Source organism: Streptomyces achromogenes subsp. achromogenes (assembly GCF_000720835.1).
Taxonomy (GTDB): domain Bacteria; phylum Actinomycetota; class Actinomycetes; order Streptomycetales; family Streptomycetaceae; genus Streptomyces; species Streptomyces achromogenes.
The window spans coordinates 1-22065 of sequence record NZ_JODT01000014.1; the positions used below are offsets into that span (position 1 = coordinate 1).

The following is a 22065-nucleotide window of genomic DNA, read 5'->3' on the forward strand; positions in this document are numbered from 1 at the left end:
ACCCCCGGCCACCCCCCACCGAGCCGCCGCCGTCCCCATGTCCGCCACCCTCGCCGCCGATGCCGCGCTGGAGGCGCGGCGGCGGGCGGGGCAGCGGGTGCTGGCGATGACCAGTGGGGAGATCGGGCTGCCCGTGCTGCCGGAGCTGCGGGAACGGCTGGCCGCGGCGGCGGGGGAGAACGCCTACGGCCCGGTGGCCGGCTCGGCCGCGCTGCGGGAGGCCGCCGCCGGCTACTGGAGCCGCCGCGGCCTGGCCACCGACCCCGGGCTGGTGGTGGCCGGGCCGGGCAGCAAGGCGCTGCTGTACGCGCTGCTCCTCGCGGCCGGCGGCGACGTGGTGGTGCCCGTGCCGGGCTGGGTCAGCTACGCGGCACAGGCCCGGCTGGCCGGCGGGCAGCCGCTGCCGGTGCCGATCCTGCCCGGCCAGGGCGGTGTCCCGGACCCCGCCCGGCTGCGCGAGACGGTCCTCGCCGCGCGCGCCGCCGGCCGGGACCCGCGCGCGGTGGTGGTGACGGTGCCGGACAACCCGACCGGCACCGTCGCCCCGGCCGCGACCGTACGCCGCCTGGCCGCGGTCGCCCGCGACCTGGACCTGTTCGTGATCTCCGACGAGATCTACGGCGACCTGGTCCACGACCCGGCCCGGCCCGCCGTCTCCCCGGCGGTCTACGCCCCCGAGCGCACCGTCGTCACCACCGGCCTGACCAAGAACCTCGCGGTCGGCGGCTGGCGCACCGGCGTGGCCCGGCTGCCCGACAGCCCCGCCGGGCGCGAGCTGCGCGACACGCTGCTCTCCGTGGCCAGCCAGATCTGGTCCAGCCCGCCCGCCCCGGTGCAGTCCGCCGCGGCCTACGCCTTCGCCGAACCCCCGGAGATCACCGAGCGGATCGCGGCGAGCCGCCGGCTGCACGCCACCGTGGCCCGCGCGGCGGCGGCCCGCTTCACCGGGGCCGGCGCCCACCTCGCGCCGGTGACCGCGACCTGCTACCTCTACCCGGACTTCGAGCCGCTGCGGGCCCGTCTCGCCGCCGCGCACGGCATCACCGACGGCGCCGGCCTGGTCCGGTTCCTCGTCGAGCGGCACGGCGTCGGCGTGCTGCCGGCGAGCGCCTTCGGTGAACCGGACGGCGCCCTGCGCGTCCGAGCCGCCACCAGCCGCCTGTACGGCGACACCGACGAGCGGCGCACCACCGCGCTGACCTCTCCCGACCCCCTCGCCCTGCCGTGGATCCAGGAGGCCTTGGACCACCTCGGCGCCGCCCTGGCCGACCTGACCGGCCCCCGACCCTGACCGCACCCTGGAGGCTTCCCATGTCCGCGTCCCTGCCGCCCGTCCTCACCGAGGTGGTCTACGAAGGCCGCCGCCACGTCACCTTCGGCCTGCCCGAGCCGGGCGAGCCGCAGACCCTGTACCGGGTGGCCGAGGGCGCCCTGGCCGCCGCGTTCCTCACCACCGACGGCTCCGCCGACGCCGTGCGGGCCGCCGTCACCGAGGGCGCCGAGACGGTCGTCGTCCCGGCCGGCGACCCGGGGGTGCGCCCGCGGGTGCCGCTGCTGCCCGAGGCGCCCGGCACCGCGCTGCTGAGCGGCTTCATGGGCACCCACAAGAAGAAGTGGGACGGGCGGAGCCAGCCGGAGGACGCCGAGTTCACCCCGCCCAAGTGGTTCTTCAAGGGCTTCGGCGACTGGGCCCGGCTGCCCGGCGAGGACCTGACCGTGCCCGCCCGCCCCGTCGCCCTCATCGAGGAGCCGGAGGTCGCGCTCGTCTACGTCAACGACGCCGACGGCACCCCGCACTACGCGGGCTACACCTTCGGCAACGACCTGTGCGACATCGGCCTGCACCGCAAGGACCCCGGCTACAACCCGTACTGCAAGCTGTGCGACACCGCGCTCGCGCCCTGGCTGTTCCTCGGGGCGCCGCCGCGCTCGGCGACCGGCCGCGTCACCATCACCCGGGACGGCGCGCCGGCCTGGGAGGGCAGCTTCGACTGCGGCGGCGACGCGCTGTACTTCCGCATCCGGGACATGGCCGAGCACCTGTTCTCCTTCCCGGCGGTGCGCCGGCCCGGCCTGGTCAACTACGTGCTGCTGGGCGCCGACGAGGCCAGCTTCCACGACGGGTTCCGGATCGCCGACGGCGACCGCGTCGCCATCGACGTCAAGAGCCACGGCATCGCCTTCGAGAACACCGTGCGCTACGTCTCCCCGGCCCCCGCGGCCGTGCTCCCCACCGCATGAGCGGCCCCGAGAACACGGGCCGCAAGCAGGTGCACCTCGCCGCCCAGCTGCCCGGCATCCACAACGTGACCGTCTGGGCGGACCCGCGCTCGCGCAGCCAGATCGCCTTCGCCTCCTTCCAGCACCTGGCGCGGACCGCCGAACGCGGCCGGTTCGACTTCTTCTTCCTGGCGGAGGGCCTCAGGCTGCGCGAGCACAAGGGGCGGCTGTACGACCTGGACGTGGTGGGCCGCCCGGAGAACCTCACCCAGCTCAGCGCCCTGGCCGCGGTCACCGCCCGGCTGGGGCTGGCCGCCACCGTCAACGCCACCTTCAACGAGCCCTACGAGGTGGCGCGGCGGCTGGCCACCCTGGACCACCTCAGCGGCGGCCGCGCCGCCTGGAACGTGGTCACCAGCTTCGACGCCTTCACCGGCGAGAACTTCCGGCGCGGCGGCTTCCTCGCCGAGAGCGACCGGTACGCGCGCGCGGCGGAGTTCCTCGCCACCGCGCGCGAGCTGTGGGACAGCTGGGCCGAGGGGGACGTGCGCGCCGACGCGGCGGCCGGCGCGTTCGTCCGGCCCGGCGCCGGCCGCTTCGCCCACCACGGCCAGCACTTCGGCATCTCCGGCCGCTTCACCACCCCGCGCCCGCCGCAGGGCCACCCGGTGATCATCCAGGCGGGCGACTCACCGGCGGGCCGGGAGTTCGCCGCGGCCGAGGCCGACGTCGTCTTCAGCAAGTACAACCGGCTCGACGAGGCCCGCGCCTTCTACCGGGACGTCAAGTCCCGGCTGGCCCGGTACGGCCGCACCCCGGACCGGCTGAAGATCCTGCCGACGGCCACCGTGGTGGTGGCCGACAGCGACGCCGAGGCCGCCGCCCACGCCGAGGAGATCACCCGCGCCCAGGTGAGCCCGCAGACCGCGATCGCCCATCTGGAGGCCGTCTGGGGCCGCGACCTGTCCGGTTACGACCCCGACGGGCCGCTGCCGGACATCGACCCCGTGCCGGACGCGCAGATGCTCAAGGGCCACTCGCTCTTCCGCCGCGACCGCGACGCGATCGCCCGCGGCTGGCGGGCCCTCGCCGAGGAACGCGGGCTGAGCATCCGCGAGCTGGTCATCGAGGTCTCCGGCGGGCAGACCTTCGTCGGCTCCCCGCACACGGTCGCCGACGCCATCGACCACTTCGTGCAGAGCGACGGCGCCGACGGCTTCGTCCTCGTACCGCATCTGACCCCCGGCGGCCTGGACGACTTCGTGGACCGGGTGGTGCCGCTGCTCCAGGAGAAGGGCGTCTTCCGGCGCGACTACACCGGCCCGACCCTGCGCGACCACCTGGGCCTGCCGCACCGCCCGGAGCGCACCCCCGTACCGAAGGAGACCCCGTGACCGCGCCCCCGATGCACCTCGCCGTCGCCCTGGACGCCGCCGGCTGGCACCCGGCGGCCTGGCGCGCCGAGGACGCCCGCCCCGCCGACCTGTTCGATGCCCGGTACTGGGCGGACCTGGTCACCGAGGCCGAGCGCGGCCTGCTGGACTTCGTCACCTTCGAGGACGCGCTCGGTGTGCAGTCGGCCGCCTTCCACCGGCCCGACGACCGCACCGACCAGGTCCGCGGCAGCCTGGACGCGGTGCTGCTCGCGGCCCGGGTGGCGCCGCTGACCTCGCACATCGGGCTGGTCCCGACCGCGAACGTCACCCACACCGAGCCGTTCCACGTCTCCACCGGCATCGCCACCCTCGACTACGCGAGCACCGGCCGGGCGGGCCTGCGTCCGCAGATCGCCTCGCGCGCCGCCGACGCCGCCCACTTCGGCCGCCGTACGACCCCGCGGCTCACCGACGAGGACGTGCGCGACCCGGAGCGGATCGGCCGGCGCCTGAGCCCGCTGTTCGACGAGGCCGCCGACGCGGTGGAGGTCGCCCGGCGGCTGTGGGACAGCTGGGAGGACGACGCCGAGATCCGCGACGCCGCGACCGGCCGCTTCATCGACCGCGACAAGGTCCACCACATCGACTTCGAGGGCGAGCACTTCAGCGTCCGGGGTCCCGCGATCACCCCGCGCCCGCCGCAGGGACAGCCACCGGTGATGAGCCTGGCGCACGCCGGCGTGCCGTACGAGTTCGCGGCGCGCGCCGCCGACGCCGTGTGGGTCACCCCGCACGACCGGGCCCAGGCGGCGGCGATCCTCGCCCAGGTGGACGCGGCCGTGCGGCGCACCGGCCGGGACACCCGCGCCCGGCCGCTGCTGCGGTTCGCGGAGGTCCTGGTCTTCCTGGACGCCGAGCCGGGGGCCGCCGCCCGCCGCAAGGCCCGCCTGGACGAGCTGGACGGCGCCGCACTCGGCTCCGACGCCGAGGTGTTCACCGGCACCCCCGGTGAGCTCGCCGACCTGCTGCTGGACTGGCGCGAGGCGGGCCTGGACGGCTTCCGGCTGCGCCCCGGCGCGCTGCCGCACGACCTCGTGGAGATCACCCGCGGGCTGGTGCCGGAGCTCCAGCGGCGCGGGGCGTTCCGCACGGCGTACGGCGCGACGACCCTGCGGGGCCACCTGCGCCTGCCGCGCCCCGAAAGCCGCTACGCGCGGGCCAGCTGAACCGAACTGTGAGGGCACACGATCTTGGCAACCCCTGAGAGGACGACCGCAGCCACCGACACCGCCGTCCGCGCGGAGCCCCCACGGGCCCGCCCGGCGGCGAGACAGCTGACCTTCATCGCCGCCGCCCGGCTGCTGCCGTCGTTCTGCATCCTGGCCTCGCACCTGTCCTTCGACCAGGTCTTCGGGGACCGGACCGTGCAGCGGGCGTACTACCGGGTGTTCAACCCGGCCGGCTTCAACGCGGTGTCGTTCTTCATCGTCCTCAGCGGCTTCATCCTGACCTGGATCTCCGCCGAGCGCCCGCCGGGCCGCGGCTTCATGGCCCACCGGCTGCTGCGCATCCTGCCGGCGCACCTGCTGACCTGGGCCGTGATCGTGTGCGCCTTCGCGGCCACCTTCCCGGCCGCCGGCCTGTTCACCACGCTCACCCTGGTGCAGGGCTGGTTCCCGGACCACGACATCTACTGGTCGGCCAACGCCCCGGCCTGGACGCTGTCGACCGAGCTCGTCCTGTACGCGGTGTTCCCGGCCGTCCTGCGGCGGCTGACCCGGCGCGGCGACCGGTTCCTGGCCGCCTTGCTGGCCGGCCTGGTCGCGGTCGTGGTGCTGCTGCCGCTCGTGCTGCAACTCCTGCCCGACGGGACGACGTTCGCGAACGCGGCGTTCACCGAGCGCGGTCACCCGGTCCGGGTCTCGGAGTGGAAGTACTGGCTCGTCTACGTCTTCCCGCTCACCCGCGTCCTGGAGGCGCTGTGCGGCATGGTGGTCTGCCTGCTGGTGCGGCGCGGCAGGTGGACGCGGAACGTGTGGCTGCCCACCGCGCTGCTGGTGCTCGCCGTGGTGGCGGAGGAGCTGTGGGTGCCGATCCTGTTCGACCTGTCGGCGCTGACGATCGTGCCGGTGGTGCTGCTCGTCGGCGCCCTGGCGGCCCGGGAGACGGCCCGCTGGGACACCCCGGGCGCCCGGGAGAACCGGCTCGTCGCGAGCGTGGCGCCGTACGGCAAGTACACCTTCGGCATCTACATGTACCAGTGGGCGCTGATCCTGCTCTGCCAGCGGTATCTGCACCCCTGGGGCAACTCGGTGGCCGCCGGTGTGCTCTTCGTCGTCGCCTTCTACGCGCTGTGCGTCGTGCTGTCCGTGCTGTCCCACCGGTTCGTGGAGACCCCGGTCAACCGCTTCATGAAGCCCGCGATCGCCGCGTACGCCAAGCGGTGACACGGCGGAGCCCCCGCCGCTTCGGCGGAGGCTCCGCGGCAGGGGCGGACGGGGCTCAGGGCTCGTCGTCCTGGCCGGTCGCGTCCTGGTCGGCCTGCTTGGCCCGCACCTCGGGGTCGAGCTCGCCGGGTTCGGTGCCGTCCACGGAGGCGAGCCGGGGCGAGTCCGCGGGGACCTCCGTGGCGGCGGGCGGCTCGACCAGCCAGTCCGGGTTGGCCTGCTTGTCCCACCACTTCCAGGCCGCGAAGGCGCCGCCCGCCAGGACGGTCAGCACCGCGCAGACCTTCAGCTTCCGGCCGGTCCGGGACCGCCGCTCCTGGCGCCGGACCAGCTTCTGGACGTCCTCGGCCGAGACCTGTCCGCGCAGCGCGGCCATCGCGGCGGCACTGCGCGCGGCGGCCTCGTCGCGCACGGGCGCGGCGGCGGCCATCGCCTGCTCGATCTTCGGACGCGAGTACAGGGCGGCCTGCCGGGCCGCCTTGCGGGCGCGCAGGGCGGCCTCCTGGGCGGCGAGGTCGACCTTCGGCGGCACATGGGTGAGCGCCTGCTCCAAGCGGGGGGCGAGCCGGGCGTCGTACTGCACGCGGGCCTGCTCCGCGGCCTGCGACACCACGGGCGCCAGCCGTACGCGTGCCTCCTGCGCGTAGTACGCGGCACGCTCCTTGGCCGTGTCGGCGTAAGGCGCCACCACTTCCGCGGCGTGCAGCACGCTGTCCTTCGCCGAGCCGGTCGCGGCGCGCACGCTGTCAATGCGGGTCACGGGTTCCTCCTCCTCGGTGGCGTACGGTATTTCGACTTTCCACCCTTTTACGGATCATGCCTGCCGACGGCCGGTGCGGCACGCGCGGGCGGGCATATGGGTGCCGGCCGGCCTTCCCGGCGCGGTCCGGGCGCCGGCGGCCGGGCGTCGGGCGGGTTCGGGCGTGGAAGGATCGGAGCACCGCGGCGGAACGACGACGGAAGGCGGACCGTGGCCGAGCAGCTCTACGCCACCCTGAAGACCACTCTCGGCGACATCGAGATCCGGCTCTTTCCGCTGTACGCGCCCGTCACGGTCAGAAACTTCGTGGAACTCGCGCGCGGCGAGCGCGAGTGGACCCATCCCGGCACCGGCGTGCGCAGCAGGGACCCGCTGTACGACGGCACGGTCTTCCACGCGGTGATCGACGGCTTCATGATCCAGGGCGGCGATCCCCTGGGCAACGGCCTCGGCGGCCCCGGTTACGGCTTCGAGGACGAGTGCCACCCCGACCTGGCCTTCGACACGCCGTACCTGATGGCGATGGCCAGCGCCGGCCCGGGCACCAACGGCTCGCAGTTCTTCATCACCGTCACCCCGAGCACCTGGCTGAACGGCAAGCGCACCATCTTCGGCGAGGTCAGCACCCCGGCCGGCCGCAAGGTCGTGGACGCCATCGCGCGCGTGCCGACCGGCCGCAACGACCGGCCGCTGTCCGACATCGTGCTGCACACGGTGCTGATCGAGACCCGCGACGAGTGAACGGCGCCCGCCCCGGACCGCTCGCGCGGGGAACGCGGGGAACCGGACACCGCGCTCGTCCGTAAGGATGAAGGGGGCAGGATAGTGCCGTCAGGCACGGACACGACGAGCAAGGGGATCTGATGGAGCAGGCCGCAGGGAGCGCGCAGGACGCCCAGAGCGCGCCCGGGTGCTACCGGCACCCGGATCGCGAGACCGGCGTGCGCTGCACCCGCTGTGAACGCCCCATCTGCCCCGAATGCATGGTCAGCGCCTCGGTCGGCTTCCAGTGCCCGGACTGCGTCCGCGGCGGCTCCGGCGAGCACCCCGCCCCGCAGGCGTCCCGGCCGCGCACGCTCGCCGGCGGCACGGTCACGGCCGACCCCCGGCTGCTCACCAAGATCCTGATCGGGATCAACCTCGCGATGTTCGTCGCGATCAAGGCGAATCCCTCGTTCCTGTACGACGTCGTGCTCTACGGCGGCCTGCCCGAGAAGCCCTTCACGCCGACCTCGGGCGTGGCCGGCGGCGAGTGGTACCGCTTCGTGTCGTCGATGTTCGCGCACGAGCAGTACTGGCACATCGGCTTCAACATGCTCAGCCTGTGGTGGGTCGGCGGCCCGCTGGAGGCGGCCCTCGGCCGGGCGCGCTATCTGGCGGTGTACTTCGTCTCCGGGCTGGCCGGCGGCGCGCTGACCTATCTGCTCACCGACCCGGCGGCCGCTTCGCTCGGCGCCTCGGGCGCGCTGTACGGCCTCTTCGGCGCCACCGCCGTGCTGATGCGCCGGCTCAACTACGACATGCGGCCGGTCGTCGCGCTGCTGGTGATCAACCTGATCTTCACCTTCAACGGGTCCCTGCACATCGCCTGGCAGGCGCACATCGGCGGGCTCGTCGCCGGTGTCGTCACCGGCTACGCGATGGTGCACGCCCCGCGCGAGCGGCGGGCGCTGGTGCAGTACGGCACCTGCGCCGTGGTGCTGGCGCTGGCCCTGGCACTGGCGTTGATCAGGACCGCCCAGCTCACCTGACCGGGCGGGGGAACACACTGTCCCCGAACCGTTGTCCACAGCTTGTGCCCGATCTTGTGCACACCGTGCGGGTACAGCTGTGCCCCCTGTCGCTCGGATGTGTTTCCGCAGGTAGGACAGGGGGGCGAACGGATGTCTGAACGGTGTTGGACCAGTCACACCGGCGTCAACATCCGACGGGTTATCCACAGATCGTCGTTCTTTTTCCCCACTGTGGACAACGGCTGTGGATAACTCAGTGGATAGCCCTGGGCAGAGCTGGGCGCGGGGCTACTTCCACTGCGTGGAGACACCGAAGCCGGCGGCGATGAAGCCGAAGCCGACCACGATGTTCCAGTTGTCCAGGCTGTCGACGGGCAGCGAGCCGTCCGTCACATAGAAGACGACGATCCAGGCCAGACCGATCAGGAACATGGCCAGCATGACCGGTGCGACCCAGGCCCGGTTGGTCAGCCTGATGGCCTGCGCCTGCTTCGCCGGCGGCGGCGTGAAGTCGGCCTTCTTGCGGATACGTGACTTCGGCACGAGGGTCTCTCCTGTCGATGCGCTGCGTGGCCGCGCAGGGAACTGGGTCGGGCTCGGGGCAGCGTACAAGGGGCCAACATGACGACTCTGTGTGCTCCCCCGGGCGTCCGTTAGCGTAGTGCTTCCGTGGCGCCGAAGGAGATAAGGGTACGTTGAGCAATTCTGCCGACTCCCCCGGGACGGGAGCAACGGGCTCCGGCCCCGCCCGCAGGCCGCGCCCGCGTCCGGTGCGGATCCTCACGGCGGCCGTCTTCGCCCTCGCCGGGCTGATCTTCTTCACCAGCTTCGACACGGCCAAGGGCACCGACATCCGCCAGGACGCCTCCCTGCTGAAGCTGTCGGACCTGATCCAGCAGCGCAGCCGCAAGAACAAGGGGCTGGACGAGTCCAACGCCACCCTGCGCGACAGCGTGGAGTCACTGGCCGAGAGCGACGACGGCAGCACCAAGGCCGAGGACGAGAAGCTCAGCGGGCTGGAGAAGAGCGCCGGCACCCATGAACTGACCGGCAAGGCCGTCACCGTCACCCTGAACGACGCCCCGCCCGACGCCACCGCCAAGCTCCCCGGCTATCCCGAGCCGCAGCCCGACTACCTGGTCATCCACCAGCAGGACCTCCAGGCCGTGGTGAACGCGCTGTGGCAGGGCGGTGCCCAGGGCATCAAGGTCATGGACCAGCGGCTGATCTCCACCAGCGCGGTGCGCTGCGTCGGCAACACCCTGATCCTCCAGGGCCGCGTCTACTCACCCCCGTACAAGATCACGGCGGTCGGCGACCCGGACCGGCTCAAGCAGGCCCTCGCGGACAGCAGGGCGATCCAGACCTACATGGTCTACGTCAACGTCTACGGCCTCGGCTGGAAGGTCACCGACGACGGCACGGTGACTCTTCCCGGCTACTCCGGCACAGTGGACCTGCACTACGCGAAGCCGGTGGGGTAGCCGTCCGTCCGGGGCCACGGCCACCGGCTGATCGGGTGGGCGCATCCCGACGCCACCCGGCCCGTGGACACCGGCCGACCCGATGCCCCGCGCCGCTAGTCTGGTGACGTACGGCGTGGGTCTGGTGCCGTAGGGGATACGGAAGGGACGGCATGTACGGCTGGATCTGGCGGCATCTGCCGGGGAACGCGTGGGTGAAGGCGCTCATCTCGCTCGTACTGATCCTGGCCGTGGTCTACGTCCTCTTCCAGTACGTCTTCCCGTGGGCCGAGCCACTGCTGCCCTTCAACGATGTGACGGTGGACAACCAGTGAGTGCGCGGATTCTCGTCGTCGACAACTACGACAGCTTCGTCTTCAACCTCGTGCAGTACCTGTACCAGCTGGGCGCGGAGTGCGAGGTGCTGCGCAACGACGAGGTGACGACCTCGCACGCGCAGGACGGCTTCGACGGCGTGCTGCTCTCCCCCGGGCCCGGGACGCCCGAGGAGGCGGGCGTGTGCGTGGACATGGTCCGGCACTGCGCGGCCACCGGCGTGCCGGTCTTCGGGGTCTGCCTCGGCATGCAGTCGATGCAGGTGGCGTACGGCGGCGTGGTCGACCGGGCGCCCGAGCTGCTGCACGGCAAGACCTCCCTGGTCGAGCACGAGGGCAAGGGCGTCTTCGCCGGGCTCCCCAGCCCCTTCACGGCGACCCGCTACCACTCCCTGGCCGCCGAACCGGCCACGGTCCCGGCCGGGCTGGAGGTGACCGCCCGCACCCAGGACGGCATCATCATGGGCCTGCGGCACCGGGAACACCGCGTCGAGGGCGTGCAGTTCCACCCCGAGTCGGTGCTGACCGAGCACGGCCACCGGATGCTGGCCAACTGGCTCGCGGAGTGCGGTGACCACGAGGCCGTGGCACGCTCGGCCGGGCTCGCCCCGGTGGTGGGCAGGGCCACGGCGTGACCGCGCTGCGCCCCGAGCGCGAGGACTTGTACGGCGGCGGCAGCCCGTACGAGCCCTCCGCCGGTGCGCGCCCGCACCCGCACGGCCGCCCCGCCGGGCAGCCCGCCGACCCGCCGACGGCCCCCCTGCCCCCCCTGCCGGACGGCCCCCGGACGGCACGGCTGCCCCGGGTGACCGAGGGGCCCGCGCCCGCCCGTACGCCCCGGGAGCCCCTGACGGCTCCCCTGCCCCGGATCACGGACGAGCCCCCCACCGCGCGGATGCCCCGGATCACGGAGGAACCCCCGGCGGACCCGTCTCCGCCCGCCGACGACGAGACGATGGCGCTGCGGGTGGTGCCGGAGCGGGCGGCGGCCGGTCGGACGAGCGAGCCCCTGGGGGCCTCTGGGGCCGCCCCGGGCACGATGGCCACTCCCGTCACACCCGGTGGCCGCGCGGCCCGCAGAAAGGCCGCCAAGCGGCGTGGCGGGCGCCGCACGGCGACGCCACCCCCCGCCGGACGGGACCCGCGGCCCGCCGGAGGGGACCCGCAGCGTCCCCTGACCCGGGTGGAGGCCCGGCGCCAGGCCCGGCTGCGCAAGCCCGGCCCGGCGACCCTGGCGAGCCGGGCCGTCGGCGAGCTGTTCATCACCACCGGCGTGCTGATGCTGCTGTTCGTCACCTACCAGCTGTGGTGGACCAACGTCCGCGCGCACGCGCAGGCCGGCAGCGCCACGCACCGGCTCCAGGACGACTGGGCCAGCGGCAAGCGCAGCCCGGGCGTCTTCGAGCCGGGCCAGGGCTTCGCCATCCTGCACATCCCCAAGCTGGACGTGGTCGCCCCCATCGCCGAGGGCATCAGCAACAAGCGGGTGCTGGACAAGGGCATGGTCGGGCACTACGGCGAGGCCCCGCTGAAGACGGCGATGCCCCAGGACAAGACCGGCAACTTCGGTCTCGCGGCCCACCGCAACACGCACGGCGAGCCGTTCCGCTACATCAACCGGCTCACCCCGGGCGACGCGGTCGTGGTCGAGACGCAGGACACCTACTTCGTGTACCAGGTCACCTCGATGCTCCCGGTGACCTCGCCGTCCAACGTCAGCGTGCTGGACCCCGTCCCGCCGGGCTCCGGCTTCACCCGCCCCGGCCGCTACCTCACCCTCACCACGTGCACGCCGGAGTTCACCAGCAAGTACCGGCTGATCGTCTGGGGCAAGATGGTCCAGGAACGCCCGCGCGCCAAGGGCAAGCCGGACGCGCTCATCGAATAGGGCTCACCGAGTAGGGGCAGAGGAACTGTGGCAGCGACCGCCGACGAGACCGAAGAGACCACGGACGCGCCCGGACCGGCCCCGCGCCGCCGGCGCCCCGGCCGGATCGCGACGGCGGTCAGCGTCTTCGGCGAACTCCTCATCACGGCGGGTGTGTTGCTCGGCCTGTTCGTCGCCTACTCGCTGTGGTGGACGAACGTGATAGCGGACCGCAAGGCGGACCAGAAGGCCGACAAGGTGCGCGAGCACTGGGCGCGGCAGAAGGACGCGGGCCCGGGCGCGCTGGACACCGGTGACGGCATCGGCTTCCTGCACGTGCCGGCGATGCGCAACGGCGAGGTGCTGGTCGAGAAGGGCACCGGCACCGACGTCCTCAACGACGGCGTGGCCGGCTACTACACCAAGCCGGTCAAGGCGACGCTGCCCACCTCCGGCAAGGACGGCAATTTCACCCTGGCCGCGCACCGGGACGGCCACGGCGCGAAGTTCCACAACATCGACAAGCTGGAGAAGGGCGACCCGATCGTCTTCGAGACCCGGGACGAGTGGTACGTCTACAAGGTCTACTCGATCCTGCCCGAGACCTCGAAGTACAACGTCGAGGTCCTCTCCCCGGTCCCCGCAGGCTCCGGCCGGAAGCGGCCCGGCCACTACATCACCCTGACGACCTGCACCCCGGTCTACACCTCCCGCCACCGCTACGTGGTCTGGGGCGAGCTGGTCCGGACGGAGAAGGTCGACGGCGAGCGCACCCCGCCGGCGGAACTGCGCTGACCCCGGGCCGGAACGGCGTGTGGCCCCGCCGGGACGTCCCGGCGGGGCCACACGGAGGCGGGGGACGTCAGTTGCCCCAGCCGCCGCCGAAGAAGTCCGTCCCGTTGCCGTCGTCGTTGGTGTTGTTGCCGTTGCCGTTGTCATTGCCGCGGCCGAACGCGACCGTGGTCAGCGTCACCGTGGTGCCGTTGGGGTCCGCCTGGCTGTTCGGCTGCGGGTCCTGCTGGGTGACGAACGCGTTCTCGTCATCGGAGCTGCCGGGCGCGAACTGGATGTTGTTGAAGCCGGCCTGCTGAAGCATCTGCCGGGCCTCCTTCACCCGCCGGCCGACGACACCCGGCACCGACGACTGCTGCTGCTGGGCCTTGCCGACGTTGATCACCACATTGGTGTTCTTGACGACCTGCTGGCCCGCCGCCGGATTGGTGTTCTGCACCTTGCCGTCCTGGGCGGGATCGGTGACCGGCGTCTCGGTGCAGCTCGGCACCAGACCCTGGGCCTGGAGCGTGGCCTTGGCCTCGTCACACGACTTGCCGGTGACATCGGGAACCGCGACCTTCTCCTCCGGCTTGGCGACCGTGAGGGTGATCGTGCTGCCCTTCTCCTTGCTGACGCCCGGCTCCGGGTCCTGGGTGATGACGACGCCCGGCGTGCGGTCCGAGACCTCCAGCTTCTTGTCGACCTCGAAGCCCTTGTCCTTGAGCTGGGTCTCCGCCTGGTCGAACTGGGCCCCGCGCACGTCCGGCACCTGCACCTTGGGCGCGCCCGTGGAGATCACCAGGTTGACCGTGCTGTTCTTGTCGACCTTCTCGCCCTGCGGCGGGTCCTGCGAGCACACGTTGCCGGTGGCCTGGTCCTCGCAGTCCTTCTTGGTGATCGCCACCTTGAGATCGACGTTGGCGGCCATCTTCTCGGCCGTCTTCTGCGGCTGGCCCACGAACGCCGGCACGGGCACCTTGCCGTCGTCCGACTTCTTGCCGCCGACCGCGTACATGCCGATCAGGATCGCGCCGACCAGCACCAGCAGACCCGCGATCACCAGCAGGACCGTGCCGGTGCCGGACTTCTTCTTCTGCTGGCGGCGGCGGTCCGGGCGGTCGTCGTAGCCGTAACCGCCGTCGTCGGGGTTCATCGGCGGCAGCACGGTGGTCGCGCCCGCGTCCGCGCGCAGGGCGGTCGTCGCCTGCTCCTCGGGGTAGCCGCCGTAACCCACCGCGCCCAGCGCGGCCGTGGCCGCGACCGGCTGGCCGTCCAGGCACGCCTCGATGTCGGCGCGCATCTCGTCGGCCGACTGGTAGCGGTAGTTCGGGTCCTTGACCAGCGCCTTGAGGACGATCGCGTCCATCTCCGGCGTGATCTCGGGGTCGAACACCGACGGGGGCTGGGGCTCCTCGCGTACGTGCTGGTAGGCCACGGCCACCGGGGAGTCGCCCACGAAGGGCGGCCGTACCGTCAGCAGTTCGTACAGGAGGCAGCCGGTCGAGTACAGGTCCGAGCGGGCGTCGACCTGCTCGCCCTTGGCCTGCTCCGGGGAGAGGTACTGGGCGGTGCCGATGACCGCGGCCGTCTGGGTCATGGTCATGCCGGCGTCGCCCATGGCGCGGGCGATGCCGAAGTCCATCACCTTGACCTGGCCGTTACGGGTCAGCATGACGTTGGCCGGCTTGATGTCCCGGTGGACGATGCCGCTGCGGTGCGCGTACTCCAGGCCCTGGAGGATGCCGATGGTCATCTCCATCGCCCGCTCGGGCAGCAGCTTGCGGCCGGAGTGCAGCAGCTCACGCAGGGTGGAGCCGTCGACGTACTCCATCACGATGTACGGGATGGAGACCCCGTCGATGTAGTCCTCGCCCGTGTCGTAGACCGCCACGATCGCGGGATGGTTGAGCGAGGCGGCCGACTGGGCCTCCCGGCGGAACCGGGCCTGGAAGGACGGGTCGCGCGCGAGGTCCGCGCGCAGCGTCTTCACCGCCACGGTGCGGCCGAGCCGGGTGTCGTGCGCGAGGTAGACCTCGGCCATGCCACCGCGGCCGAGCACCTGGCCCAGCTCGTACCGGCCGCCGAGGCGACGCGGCTCTTCCATAGCTACCTACCAGCCCTCTCCGTCGGTCTCGGCCGCGCCCCTGTGCGCGGCCGGAGGCGCTGCCGTCCGGGCCTACCGTACCCGGCTCGCTCTGTGTGACCTGGCCAAGCCCGTAACCCGATACAGGACCGGTATCGCAACGTGCGGCGATGTGAAAAGCGTGTGAGCGGCCTCACTTGTGCGGCCGCGTCACCCGCGCGGGCCGGTCACTTCTTGGCGTTGACGACCGCCTCCATGACGTTCTTCGCGATCGGCGCGGCCAGGCCGCCACCGGAGATGTCGTCGCGGTTGGCGCCCTCGTCCTCGATCACCACGGCCACCGCCACCGGCGAGCTGCCGTCGGGCAGCTTGGCGTAGGAGATGAACCACGCGTACGGGTTCTCGCTGTTCTCCACGCCGTGCTGGGCGGTACCGGTCTTGCCGCCGACCTCGACGCCGCTGATCCGCGCGTTCGTACCGGTGCCCTTCTCGACCACCGTCTGCATCATGTCCTGCAGGATCTGCGCGTTCTTCGGCGACAGCGGCCGGCTCAGCTCCTCCGGCTCGGTCTTGGCGACCGGGTCCAGGTTCGAGGACTGGAGCTCGTCGACCATGTACGGCTTCATCAGCTTGCCGTCGTTGGCGACCGCCGAGGCCACCATCGCCATCTGCAGCGGGGTGGCGGCGGTGTTGTACTGGCCGATGGAGGACAGCGCGGTCTGCGACTTGTTCATGTCGTCGGAGAACACCGAGGCGGTGGCGCGGACCGGGGTGAACTGCTCGGAGTCGAAGCCGAACTTCTTCGCCTCCTCCAGCATCTTGTCGTTGCCGAGGTCGGAGCCGATCTTGCCGAAGACGGTGTTGCAGGAGTACTGGAGCGCGACCCGCATGGTCGCGTTCTCGCACGGGATGTTGCCCTCGTTCTTCAGCTCGGTCGTGGTGCCCGGCATGACCCACGGCAGCGGCGAGTCGGTCCGCTCGTCGGCCGAGGTGTACTTGCCGTTCTCCAGCGCCGCGGCGGCCGTGACCACCTTGAAGGTCGAGCCCGGCGGATACGTCTCGCGCAGCGCCCGGTTCAGCATCGGGTCGGCGGGGTCGTATTTCTTCTGGAGCTTCTTCCAGGCCGCCGCGTCGTCGTTGGTGTTGCCCGCGAAGGACGAGGGGTCGTACGACGGGTAGGAGGCCAGCGCCAGGATCTTGCCCGTGGACGGCTCCAGCGCGACCACCGCGCCCTTGCCGCCCCGCTTCTTCAGGCCGTCGAACGCGGCCTTCTGCGCGGCGGCGTTGAGCGTGGTGACGACGTTGCCGCCCTGCTGCTCCTTGCCGGTGATCATGTCCAGGGTCTTGCGGAAGAACAGCCGGTCGTCGTCGCCGGTCAGGATGCCGTCCTCGATGGACTCCAGCTGGGTGGCGCCGAAGGCCTGCGAGGCGTAACCGGTGACCGGCGCCCACATGGGGCCGTTCTTGTACGTCCGCTTGTACTTCAGGTCGTTCACACCGCTCTTGCTCGACTCGGCGGACCCGGTGATCGGGTCGCCGCCGACGAGGATGTCGCCGCGCGGGGTGGCGTAGCGGGCGATCGTCACACGACGGTTCTTCGGGTCGTCCTTGAGACTGTCGGCCCTGACGTACTGGAGGTAGTTGTCCCGCAGCAGCAGGGTCAGCACGAGCAGGCCGCAGAAGATCGCGATGCGGCGCAGGGGCTTGTTCATGACGGGCGGACCACCTGGGTCATCTCGGCGTCGGGGCTGCTGGCGGGGGCGGGCGCCGGACGGCGGGCGGTGTCGCTGATCCGGATCAGGATGCCGATCAGCGCCCAGTTGGCGAGCACGGACGAACCGCCGTACGCGAGGAACGGCATGGTCATACCGGTCAGCGGGATGAGGCCCATGACACCGCCGGCCACCACGAAGACCTGGAGGGCGAAGGCGCCGGACAGGCCGATGGCGAGCAGCTTGCCGAACGGGTCGCGGGCGGCCAGGGCGGTGCGCACACCGCGCTCCACGATCAGGCCGTAGATCAGCAGAATCGCCATGACCCCGGCCAGGCCCAGCTCCTCGCCGAAGGTGGCGAGGACGAAGTCGGAGTTGGCGGCGAACCGGATCAGGTCCGAGTGCCCCTGACCCCAGCCGGAGCCGAGGGTGCCACCGGAGCCGAAGGCCCACAGGGCCTGCTGGAGCTGGTCGGAGTGGAGGATGCCGTCATGGGTGACCTGGCGGCTGAGCTCGTACTCGCGCATCGGGTTGAGCCAGGCCTGCACACGGGTCTGGATGTGTGACTCGAAGCTCGCCACGCCGACCGCGCCGACCGCGGACATCAGCAGACCGAAGACGATCCAGCTGGTCCGCTCGGTGGCGACGTACAGCATGATGACGAACATTCCGAAGAACAGCAGCGAGGTGCCGAGGTCCGTCTCGAAGACCAGGATGAGGATCGAGATGGCCCAGACGACCAGGATCGGGCCGAGGTCGCGGCCGCGCGGCAGGTACAGGCCCATGAAGCGGCGGCTGGCGAGGGCCAGGGCGTCGCGCTTGACCATCAGGTAGCCGGCGAAGAAGACGGCGAGGACGATCTTGGCGAACTCACCGGGCTGGAGGGAGCCGAGGCCGGGGATGTTGATCCAGATCTTCGCGCCGTAGATGTTCGCCCCGAGGCCCGGCACCAGCGGCAGGATCAGCAGCACCAGGGCGGTGAACATGGAGATGTACGTGTAGCGCTGGAGGACGCGGTGGTCCTTCAGGAAGATCAGCACCACCACGAACAGACCGATTCCCAGCGCGGTGTACAGCAGCTGCCGGGGCGCGGCCGTGACGAAGTTGGGCAGTGACTGGAGCAGCTTGGACTGGTCCAGCCGCCAGATCACGACCAGCCCCAGCCCGTTGAGCAGGGTGGCCAGCGGCAGCAGCAGCGGGTCGGCGTACGGCGCGAACTTCCGTACCGCGAGATGGGCGACGCCGGCCAGCAGCCCGAGGCCCAGGCCGTAGCTGAGCAGCCCGGACGGGACCTGGTCGCTGATGGCCAGGCCCACGTTGGCGTAGGCGAACACCGGGATGGCCACGGCGAAGACCAGCAGGGCCAGCTCGGTGTTGCGGCGGCTCGGCGCGCCGATGGCGCCGATCGTGGACGTGTGATGCGTCGGCGAATTCGTAGAACTGCTCATCGTGTGACGGGGCCTCTCACGGCTTGCCTACTGCTTACCGCACAGCGAGACGACCTTCTGCTCATCCTCCGAGAGAGTGGGGCCGGGGCTGGGGGTCGCGGACGGGGTCGTGGACGGAGCCTTCGAAGGGGTCGCCGGGGACGTCTTCGAGGCCGACGGGTTCGGGGCCGGGGTGGCCTTCGTGACGAGGGAGACCTGGGTGAGGGCGACGACCGGCGCGGCGGGGTCCTGGGAGAACGCGGTGTGCGTGCCGGTACCCGCGGTGGTGCCGGTACCGGTACCGGTACCCGTGGTGCCGCCGGTGCCGGTGGCTCCGGCCGTGCCGCTGCCCTTGTCGGCGCCGGTGGTCTTGCCCTGGTCGTTCTTCGCGTCGCGTGCGGCCTGGTCAGCGGCCTTGCGCTCGGCCTGCTTCCGGCAGGCGGAGGCCTGCACGGCCAGCTCCTCGACCTTCGTCCGCGCCGCCTGGAGGCCGCCCTCCGCGATCGTGGCCTTCACCTGCTTCTGCTGGTACGGCGGCAGGTACTTGAGTTCGATCTCGGGGTGGTCCTTCTCCACCTCCGACAGCGACACCCAGGCCAGGTCCTGGCTGATCCCGCGGTACAGCGCCACGTGCTCGTCCTTGGTGCCGACGTAGTACTGCGTCTGCGTCCAGCGGTAGCCGCCGTACAGGCCGCCGCCCACGACGGCCAGGGCGAGCGCGCCGTACAGGGAGGTCTTCAGCCACCTGCGCGGCTTGCGCTGCTTGGTGAAGTCCTCGTCGCCGTACTCGCCGGCCGGGAGATAACCGTCGTCACCCGAGCCGGGCGGCCCGAACTCGCCGCCGCCCTGGCCCCGCCGGCCCAGGTGGGCGGCGCGGCCGGCCGGGGTCTGCATGATCCCGTTGTCCTGGAGGTGGTGCTGGTTCTCGGCGACCGCGCCGACCACCACCGGCTGGTCGGACAGCTGGCCGGCGAGGGTGTCGCCCTGGTCCAGGTCCAGCACGTCGGCGACGATGACCGTGATGTTGTCGGGGCCGCCGCCGCGCAGCGCGAGCTGGATCAGCTCCTGCACGGTCTCCTGCGGGCCCTGGTAGCTGGCGAGGGTCTCCTCCATCGTCTGGTGGGAGACCACCCCGGACAGGCCGTCGGAGCAGATCAGATAGCGGTCGCCGGCGCGGACCTCGCGGATGGAGAGGTCGGGCTCGACGTGCTCGCTGCTGCCGAGGGCGCGCATCAGCAGGGAGCGCTGCGGGTGGGTGGTGGCCTCTTCCTCGGTGATCCGGCCCTCGTCGACCAGCCGCTGCACCCAGGTGTGGTCCTGGGTGATCTGGGTGAGGACGCCGTCGCGCAGCAGATAGGCGCGGGAGTCGCCGACGTGGACCAGGCCGAGCCGCTGTCCGGTCCACAGCAGGGCGGTCAGGGTGGTGCCCATGCCCTCCAGCTGCGGGTCCTCCTGGACCATGGCGCGCAGCTGGTCGTTGGCGCGCTGCACGGCGGTGCCGAGGGAGGTGAGGATGTCGGAGCCGGGCACGTCGTCGTCGAGCGGGACGATGGTGGAGATCACCTCGGAGGAGGCGACCTCGCCGGCCGCCTGGCCGCCCATGCCGTCGGCGATGGCCAGCAGGCGCGGGCCGGCGTAGCCGGAGTCCTCGTTGTGCCCGCGGATCATGCCCTCGTGCGATCCGGCGGCGAAGCGCAGTGACAGACTCATGCGCACCTCGCCCGTCGGCTCCGAATGCAGCCGGTCGTGTCGAGCCACACTGCCCACCCTCCGGTCGGGAGCGCGCCGGAGACCGGGTGGCGGCCTGCCGCGGCGTGCTCGCTCCGCTCGCGCTTATTCATGACGTAGCACTACTTCCGCAGCTCGATTGCGGTCTTGCCGATGCGGATCGGCGCGCCCAGCGGGATCGGTGTGGGGGTCGTCAGCCGGGACCGGTCCAGGTACGTGCCGTTGGTGGAACCGAGGTCCTCGATGATCCACTGGCCGTTCTGGTCCGGGTAGATCCTGGCATGGCGGCTGGAGGCGTAGTCGTCGTCCAGCACGATCGTGGAGTCGTGCGCCCGGCCCAGGGTGATGGTCTGGCCCTGGAGCGCGACGGTGGTGCCGGTCAGCGTGCCCTCGGTCACGACCAGCTTGGTGGGGGCGTTGCGGCCGCGCCGGCCGCCGCCCTGCTGGCCGCGCTGCTGCGGCGGGGCGGCCTGCTGCCGGGCCTGCTGCCGGGTCTGCTGGCGCCCGGACGGCTGCGGCCGGGCCGCCTCCCTACGCGATCCGCGCTGGGTGACGCGCGTACCGAACAGGTCGCTCCGGATGACCTGCACGGCCACGATCACGAACAGCCACAGTACGGCCAGGAAACCCAGCCGCATGACCGTGAGGGTCAGCTCTGACATTGCCCCCGCTTCACCCTTCGGCTTGCCTATAGATAACGGTGGTGCTGCCCACGACGATCCGCGAGCCGTCGCGGAGCGTAGCGCGGGTGGTGTGCTGCCCGTCCACCACGATGCCGTTGGTGGAGCCGAGATCCTGGATCGTCGAGGGCGTTCCGGTCCGGATCTCGCAGTGCCGGCGGGAGACGCCGGGGTCGTCGATCCGCACGTCGGCGTCGGTGCTGCGGCCCAGTACCAGCGTCGGGCGGGAGATCTGGTGGCGGGTGCCGTTGATCTCGATCCAGTAGCGGGTGCGCGCGCCGCCCATCGGCGCCGCGGCGGGCCGCTGGGTGGCGGGCTGCGGATAGCCGTAGCCGCCGGGGCGGGCGCCGGGCGGCGGCGTCGCCGGCATCGGGGGCGCGCCCGCGGGCGGGGCGGCCGGCGGGTAGCCGTAGCCGCCGGGGGCACTCGTCGCGGGGCGGCCGGCCGCCGGGGCGGGCGGCGCCTGCTGGTCCTGCTGGCTGCTGGAGGAGGCGAGGGTGCGCGAGCGCACCCGGTACAGGCCGGTGTCCAGGTCGTCGGCCTTCTCCAGATTGACCTTGATCGGGCCCATGAAGGTGTAGCGCTGCTGCTTGGCGTAGTCGCGCACCATGCCGGCCAGCTCGTCGCCGAGCTGCCCGGAGTAGGGGCTGAGGCGCTCGTAGTCCGGCGCGCTCAGCTCCACGATGAAGTCGTTGGGCACCACGGTGCGGTCGCGGTTCCAGATCGTGGCGTTGTTGTCGCACTCCCGCTGGAGCGCTCCGGCGATCTCCACGGGCTGGACCTCGGACTTGAAGACCTTGGCGAAGGTGCCGTTCACCAGACCTTCGAGACGCTGCTCGAACTTCTTCAGGACTCCCATGGGGCACCTCCTCCGTCCCTGCCGTCGTCTTGCCTTGCTCTGTGCCGCTGCCTTGCCGGGGTACTGCCGGGTACTGCTTACTGATCGTATCTACGCGCCCGCCAATCAGCCGGTTCCCCCAGCGGCTCCCCTTCGAACTCCGGGTGCGTGTCCTGCTGCCCCTGGATCGTAGAGGCGGGCGAAGACCAGTGTCCCGCACCGGGCTGTGCGCCCGGCCCGCCTTCCGGGGAGACGGCCGGGACCGGTACGAGGTTGATACGTGAACCGTGTCTCCCTGAGACGGACGGACACGGGCGGGGCGCGTGGGGGGCGCACGGGCACCGGCCGCCGGAGGGGGCGCGCCCGCGGGCCGCCGGGGGCGCCCGGGAAGGGATGTGAATCAACCCCGGACGACGTGCTAATGTTCTCGATGTCGGAAGGGGCCAGCCCGAAAGGCAAGGAACCGGAAGACACACCCAATGCGCGGGTGGCGGAATAGGCAGACGCGCTGGATTCAGGTTCCAGTGCCCGCAAGGGCGTGGGGGTTCAACTCCCCCCTCGCGCACCGAAGGAATGAGCGGCATCGTGATCACGATGCCGCTCATTCTTGTTTTCGCGGTTC

General features: G+C 71.8%; 20 protein-coding genes and 1 tRNA gene. 13 read left to right on the forward strand and 8 right to left on the reverse strand.

The features are described from left to right. Positions 1-37: 37 nt before the first annotated feature. From IH25_RS0115280 to IH25_RS0115300, 5 genes are read left to right on the forward strand one after another with little or no spacing between them, the layout of a single operon-like run. On the forward strand, positions 38-1291 hold the full coding sequence (locus IH25_RS0115280; protein ID WP_037654996.1) for a pyridoxal phosphate-dependent aminotransferase: 1254 nt from the start codon (positions 38-40) through the stop codon (positions 1289-1291). Between the two features lie 20 nt (positions 1292-1311). Next, positions 1312-2241, forward strand: a complete 930-nt coding sequence (locus tag IH25_RS0115285; RefSeq protein WP_030609264.1) for a hypothetical protein — start codon at positions 1312-1314, stop codon at positions 2239-2241. Continuing rightward, positions 2238-3614 (forward strand): NtaA/DmoA family FMN-dependent monooxygenase, encoded by a 1377-nt coding sequence (locus IH25_RS0115290; RefSeq protein WP_037654998.1) that lies wholly within the window; start codon positions 2238-2240, stop codon positions 3612-3614. Before IH25_RS0115285 ends, IH25_RS0115290 begins: the two co-directional genes overlap by 4 nt. Before the next feature lie 11 nt (positions 3615-3625). Then, positions 3626-4822: an LLM class flavin-dependent oxidoreductase gene (locus IH25_RS0115295; protein ID WP_051753955.1), complete on the forward strand. Its 1197-nt coding sequence runs from the start codon at positions 3626-3628 to the stop codon at positions 4820-4822. 24 nt (positions 4823-4846) lie between these two features. Further along, on the forward strand, positions 4847-6043 hold the full coding sequence (locus IH25_RS0115300; protein WP_030609272.1) for an acyltransferase family protein: 1197 nt from the start codon (positions 4847-4849) through the stop codon (positions 6041-6043). Between the two features lie 55 nt (positions 6044-6098). Here IH25_RS0115300 and IH25_RS0115305 read toward each other — a convergent pair whose 3' ends face one another. Next, the gene (locus IH25_RS0115305; RefSeq protein ID WP_030609275.1) at positions 6099-6803 is read right to left on the reverse strand and encodes a DUF5324 family protein; all 705 of its coding nucleotides are present in this window, start codon (positions 6801-6803) and stop codon (positions 6099-6101) included. Positions 6804-7013: 210 nt separating this feature from the next. Here IH25_RS0115305 and IH25_RS0115310 point away from each other — a divergent pair, with 210 nt between their 5' ends. Then, positions 7014-7544, forward strand: coding sequence for a peptidylprolyl isomerase (locus tag IH25_RS0115310; protein ID WP_030609277.1), 531 nt, complete (start codon positions 7014-7016; stop codon positions 7542-7544). 122 nt (positions 7545-7666) lie between these two features. Continuing rightward, entirely contained in the window at positions 7667-8554 is an 888-nt protein-coding gene (locus tag IH25_RS0115315; protein WP_030609280.1) for a rhomboid family intramembrane serine protease, read from the forward strand. A gap of 270 nt (positions 8555-8824) precedes the next feature. Here IH25_RS0115315 and crgA read toward each other — a convergent pair whose 3' ends face one another. After that, complete coding sequence (gene crgA / locus IH25_RS0115320; protein WP_030609281.1) at positions 8825-9079, reverse strand: cell division protein CrgA; 255 nt, start codon at positions 9077-9079, stop codon at positions 8825-8827. A gap of 152 nt (positions 9080-9231) precedes the next feature. Between crgA and IH25_RS0115325 the strand changes: the two genes are divergently transcribed. The 5 genes from IH25_RS0115325 to IH25_RS0115345 all read left to right on the forward strand — a co-directional run bounded on the left by IH25_RS0115325 (position 9232) and on the right by IH25_RS0115345 (position 12996). After that, a complete protein-coding gene (locus IH25_RS0115325) occupies positions 9232-10020 on the forward strand; it encodes a DUF881 domain-containing protein (RefSeq protein WP_030609284.1) in 789 nt (262 codons plus the stop codon). A 152-nt stretch (positions 10021-10172) separates the two neighbouring features. Further along, positions 10173-10334: a hypothetical protein gene (locus IH25_RS40675; protein WP_030609287.1), complete on the forward strand. Its 162-nt coding sequence runs from the start codon at positions 10173-10175 to the stop codon at positions 10332-10334. Further along, positions 10331-10969 carry an aminodeoxychorismate/anthranilate synthase component II gene (locus IH25_RS0115335; RefSeq protein WP_030609290.1) on the forward strand — a complete coding sequence of 213 codons (639 nt, stop codon included), beginning with the start codon at positions 10331-10333 and terminating at the stop codon, positions 10967-10969. Before IH25_RS40675 ends, IH25_RS0115335 begins: the two co-directional genes overlap by 4 nt. Continuing rightward, positions 10966-12222 (forward strand): class E sortase, encoded by a 1257-nt coding sequence (locus IH25_RS41920; protein WP_209445319.1) that lies wholly within the window; start codon positions 10966-10968, stop codon positions 12220-12222. Before IH25_RS0115335 ends, IH25_RS41920 begins: the two co-directional genes overlap by 4 nt. A 27-nt stretch (positions 12223-12249) precedes the next feature. Then, positions 12250-12996 carry a class E sortase gene (locus IH25_RS0115345; protein WP_030609297.1) on the forward strand — a complete coding sequence of 249 codons (747 nt, stop codon included), beginning with the start codon at positions 12250-12252 and terminating at the stop codon, positions 12994-12996. 67 nt (positions 12997-13063) lie between these two features. Here IH25_RS0115345 and pknB read toward each other — a convergent pair whose 3' ends face one another. The 6 genes from pknB to IH25_RS0115375 form a co-directional block, all read right to left on the reverse strand. Then, entirely contained in the window at positions 13064-15079 is a 2016-nt protein-coding gene (pknB, locus tag IH25_RS0115350) for a Stk1 family PASTA domain-containing Ser/Thr kinase (protein ID WP_030609300.1), read from the reverse strand. A 206-nt stretch (positions 15080-15285) separates the two neighbouring features. Then, entirely contained in the window at positions 15286-16770 is a 1485-nt protein-coding gene (locus tag IH25_RS0115355; RefSeq protein WP_030609303.1) for a peptidoglycan D,D-transpeptidase FtsI family protein, read from the reverse strand. Continuing rightward, on the reverse strand, positions 16767-18218 hold the full coding sequence (locus tag IH25_RS0115360) for an FtsW/RodA/SpoVE family cell cycle protein (RefSeq protein WP_030609306.1): 1452 nt from the start codon (positions 18216-18218) through the stop codon (positions 16767-16769). The genes IH25_RS0115355 and IH25_RS0115360 overlap by 4 nt, the downstream gene beginning before the upstream one ends. 27 nt (positions 18219-18245) lie before the next feature. Continuing rightward, positions 18246-19907 carry a Stp1/IreP family PP2C-type Ser/Thr phosphatase gene (locus tag IH25_RS0115365; protein WP_030609309.1) on the reverse strand — a complete coding sequence of 554 codons (1662 nt, stop codon included), beginning with the start codon at positions 19905-19907 and terminating at the stop codon, positions 18246-18248. A gap of 140 nt (positions 19908-20047) precedes the next feature. Beyond that, complete coding sequence (locus IH25_RS0115370; protein ID WP_030609324.1) at positions 20048-20587, reverse strand: FHA domain-containing protein FhaB/FipA; 540 nt, start codon at positions 20585-20587, stop codon at positions 20048-20050. A 10-nt stretch (positions 20588-20597) separates the two neighbouring features. Then, positions 20598-21464 carry an FhaA domain-containing protein gene (locus IH25_RS0115375; protein WP_030609326.1) on the reverse strand — a complete coding sequence of 289 codons (867 nt, stop codon included), beginning with the start codon at positions 21462-21464 and terminating at the stop codon, positions 20598-20600. A gap of 460 nt (positions 21465-21924) precedes the next feature. On the opposite strand from IH25_RS0115375, the gene IH25_RS0115380 reads away from it, so the two are divergent. Beyond that, positions 21925-22008, forward strand: a tRNA-Leu gene (locus IH25_RS0115380). The last annotated feature ends 57 nt before the right edge of the window (positions 22009-22065 follow it).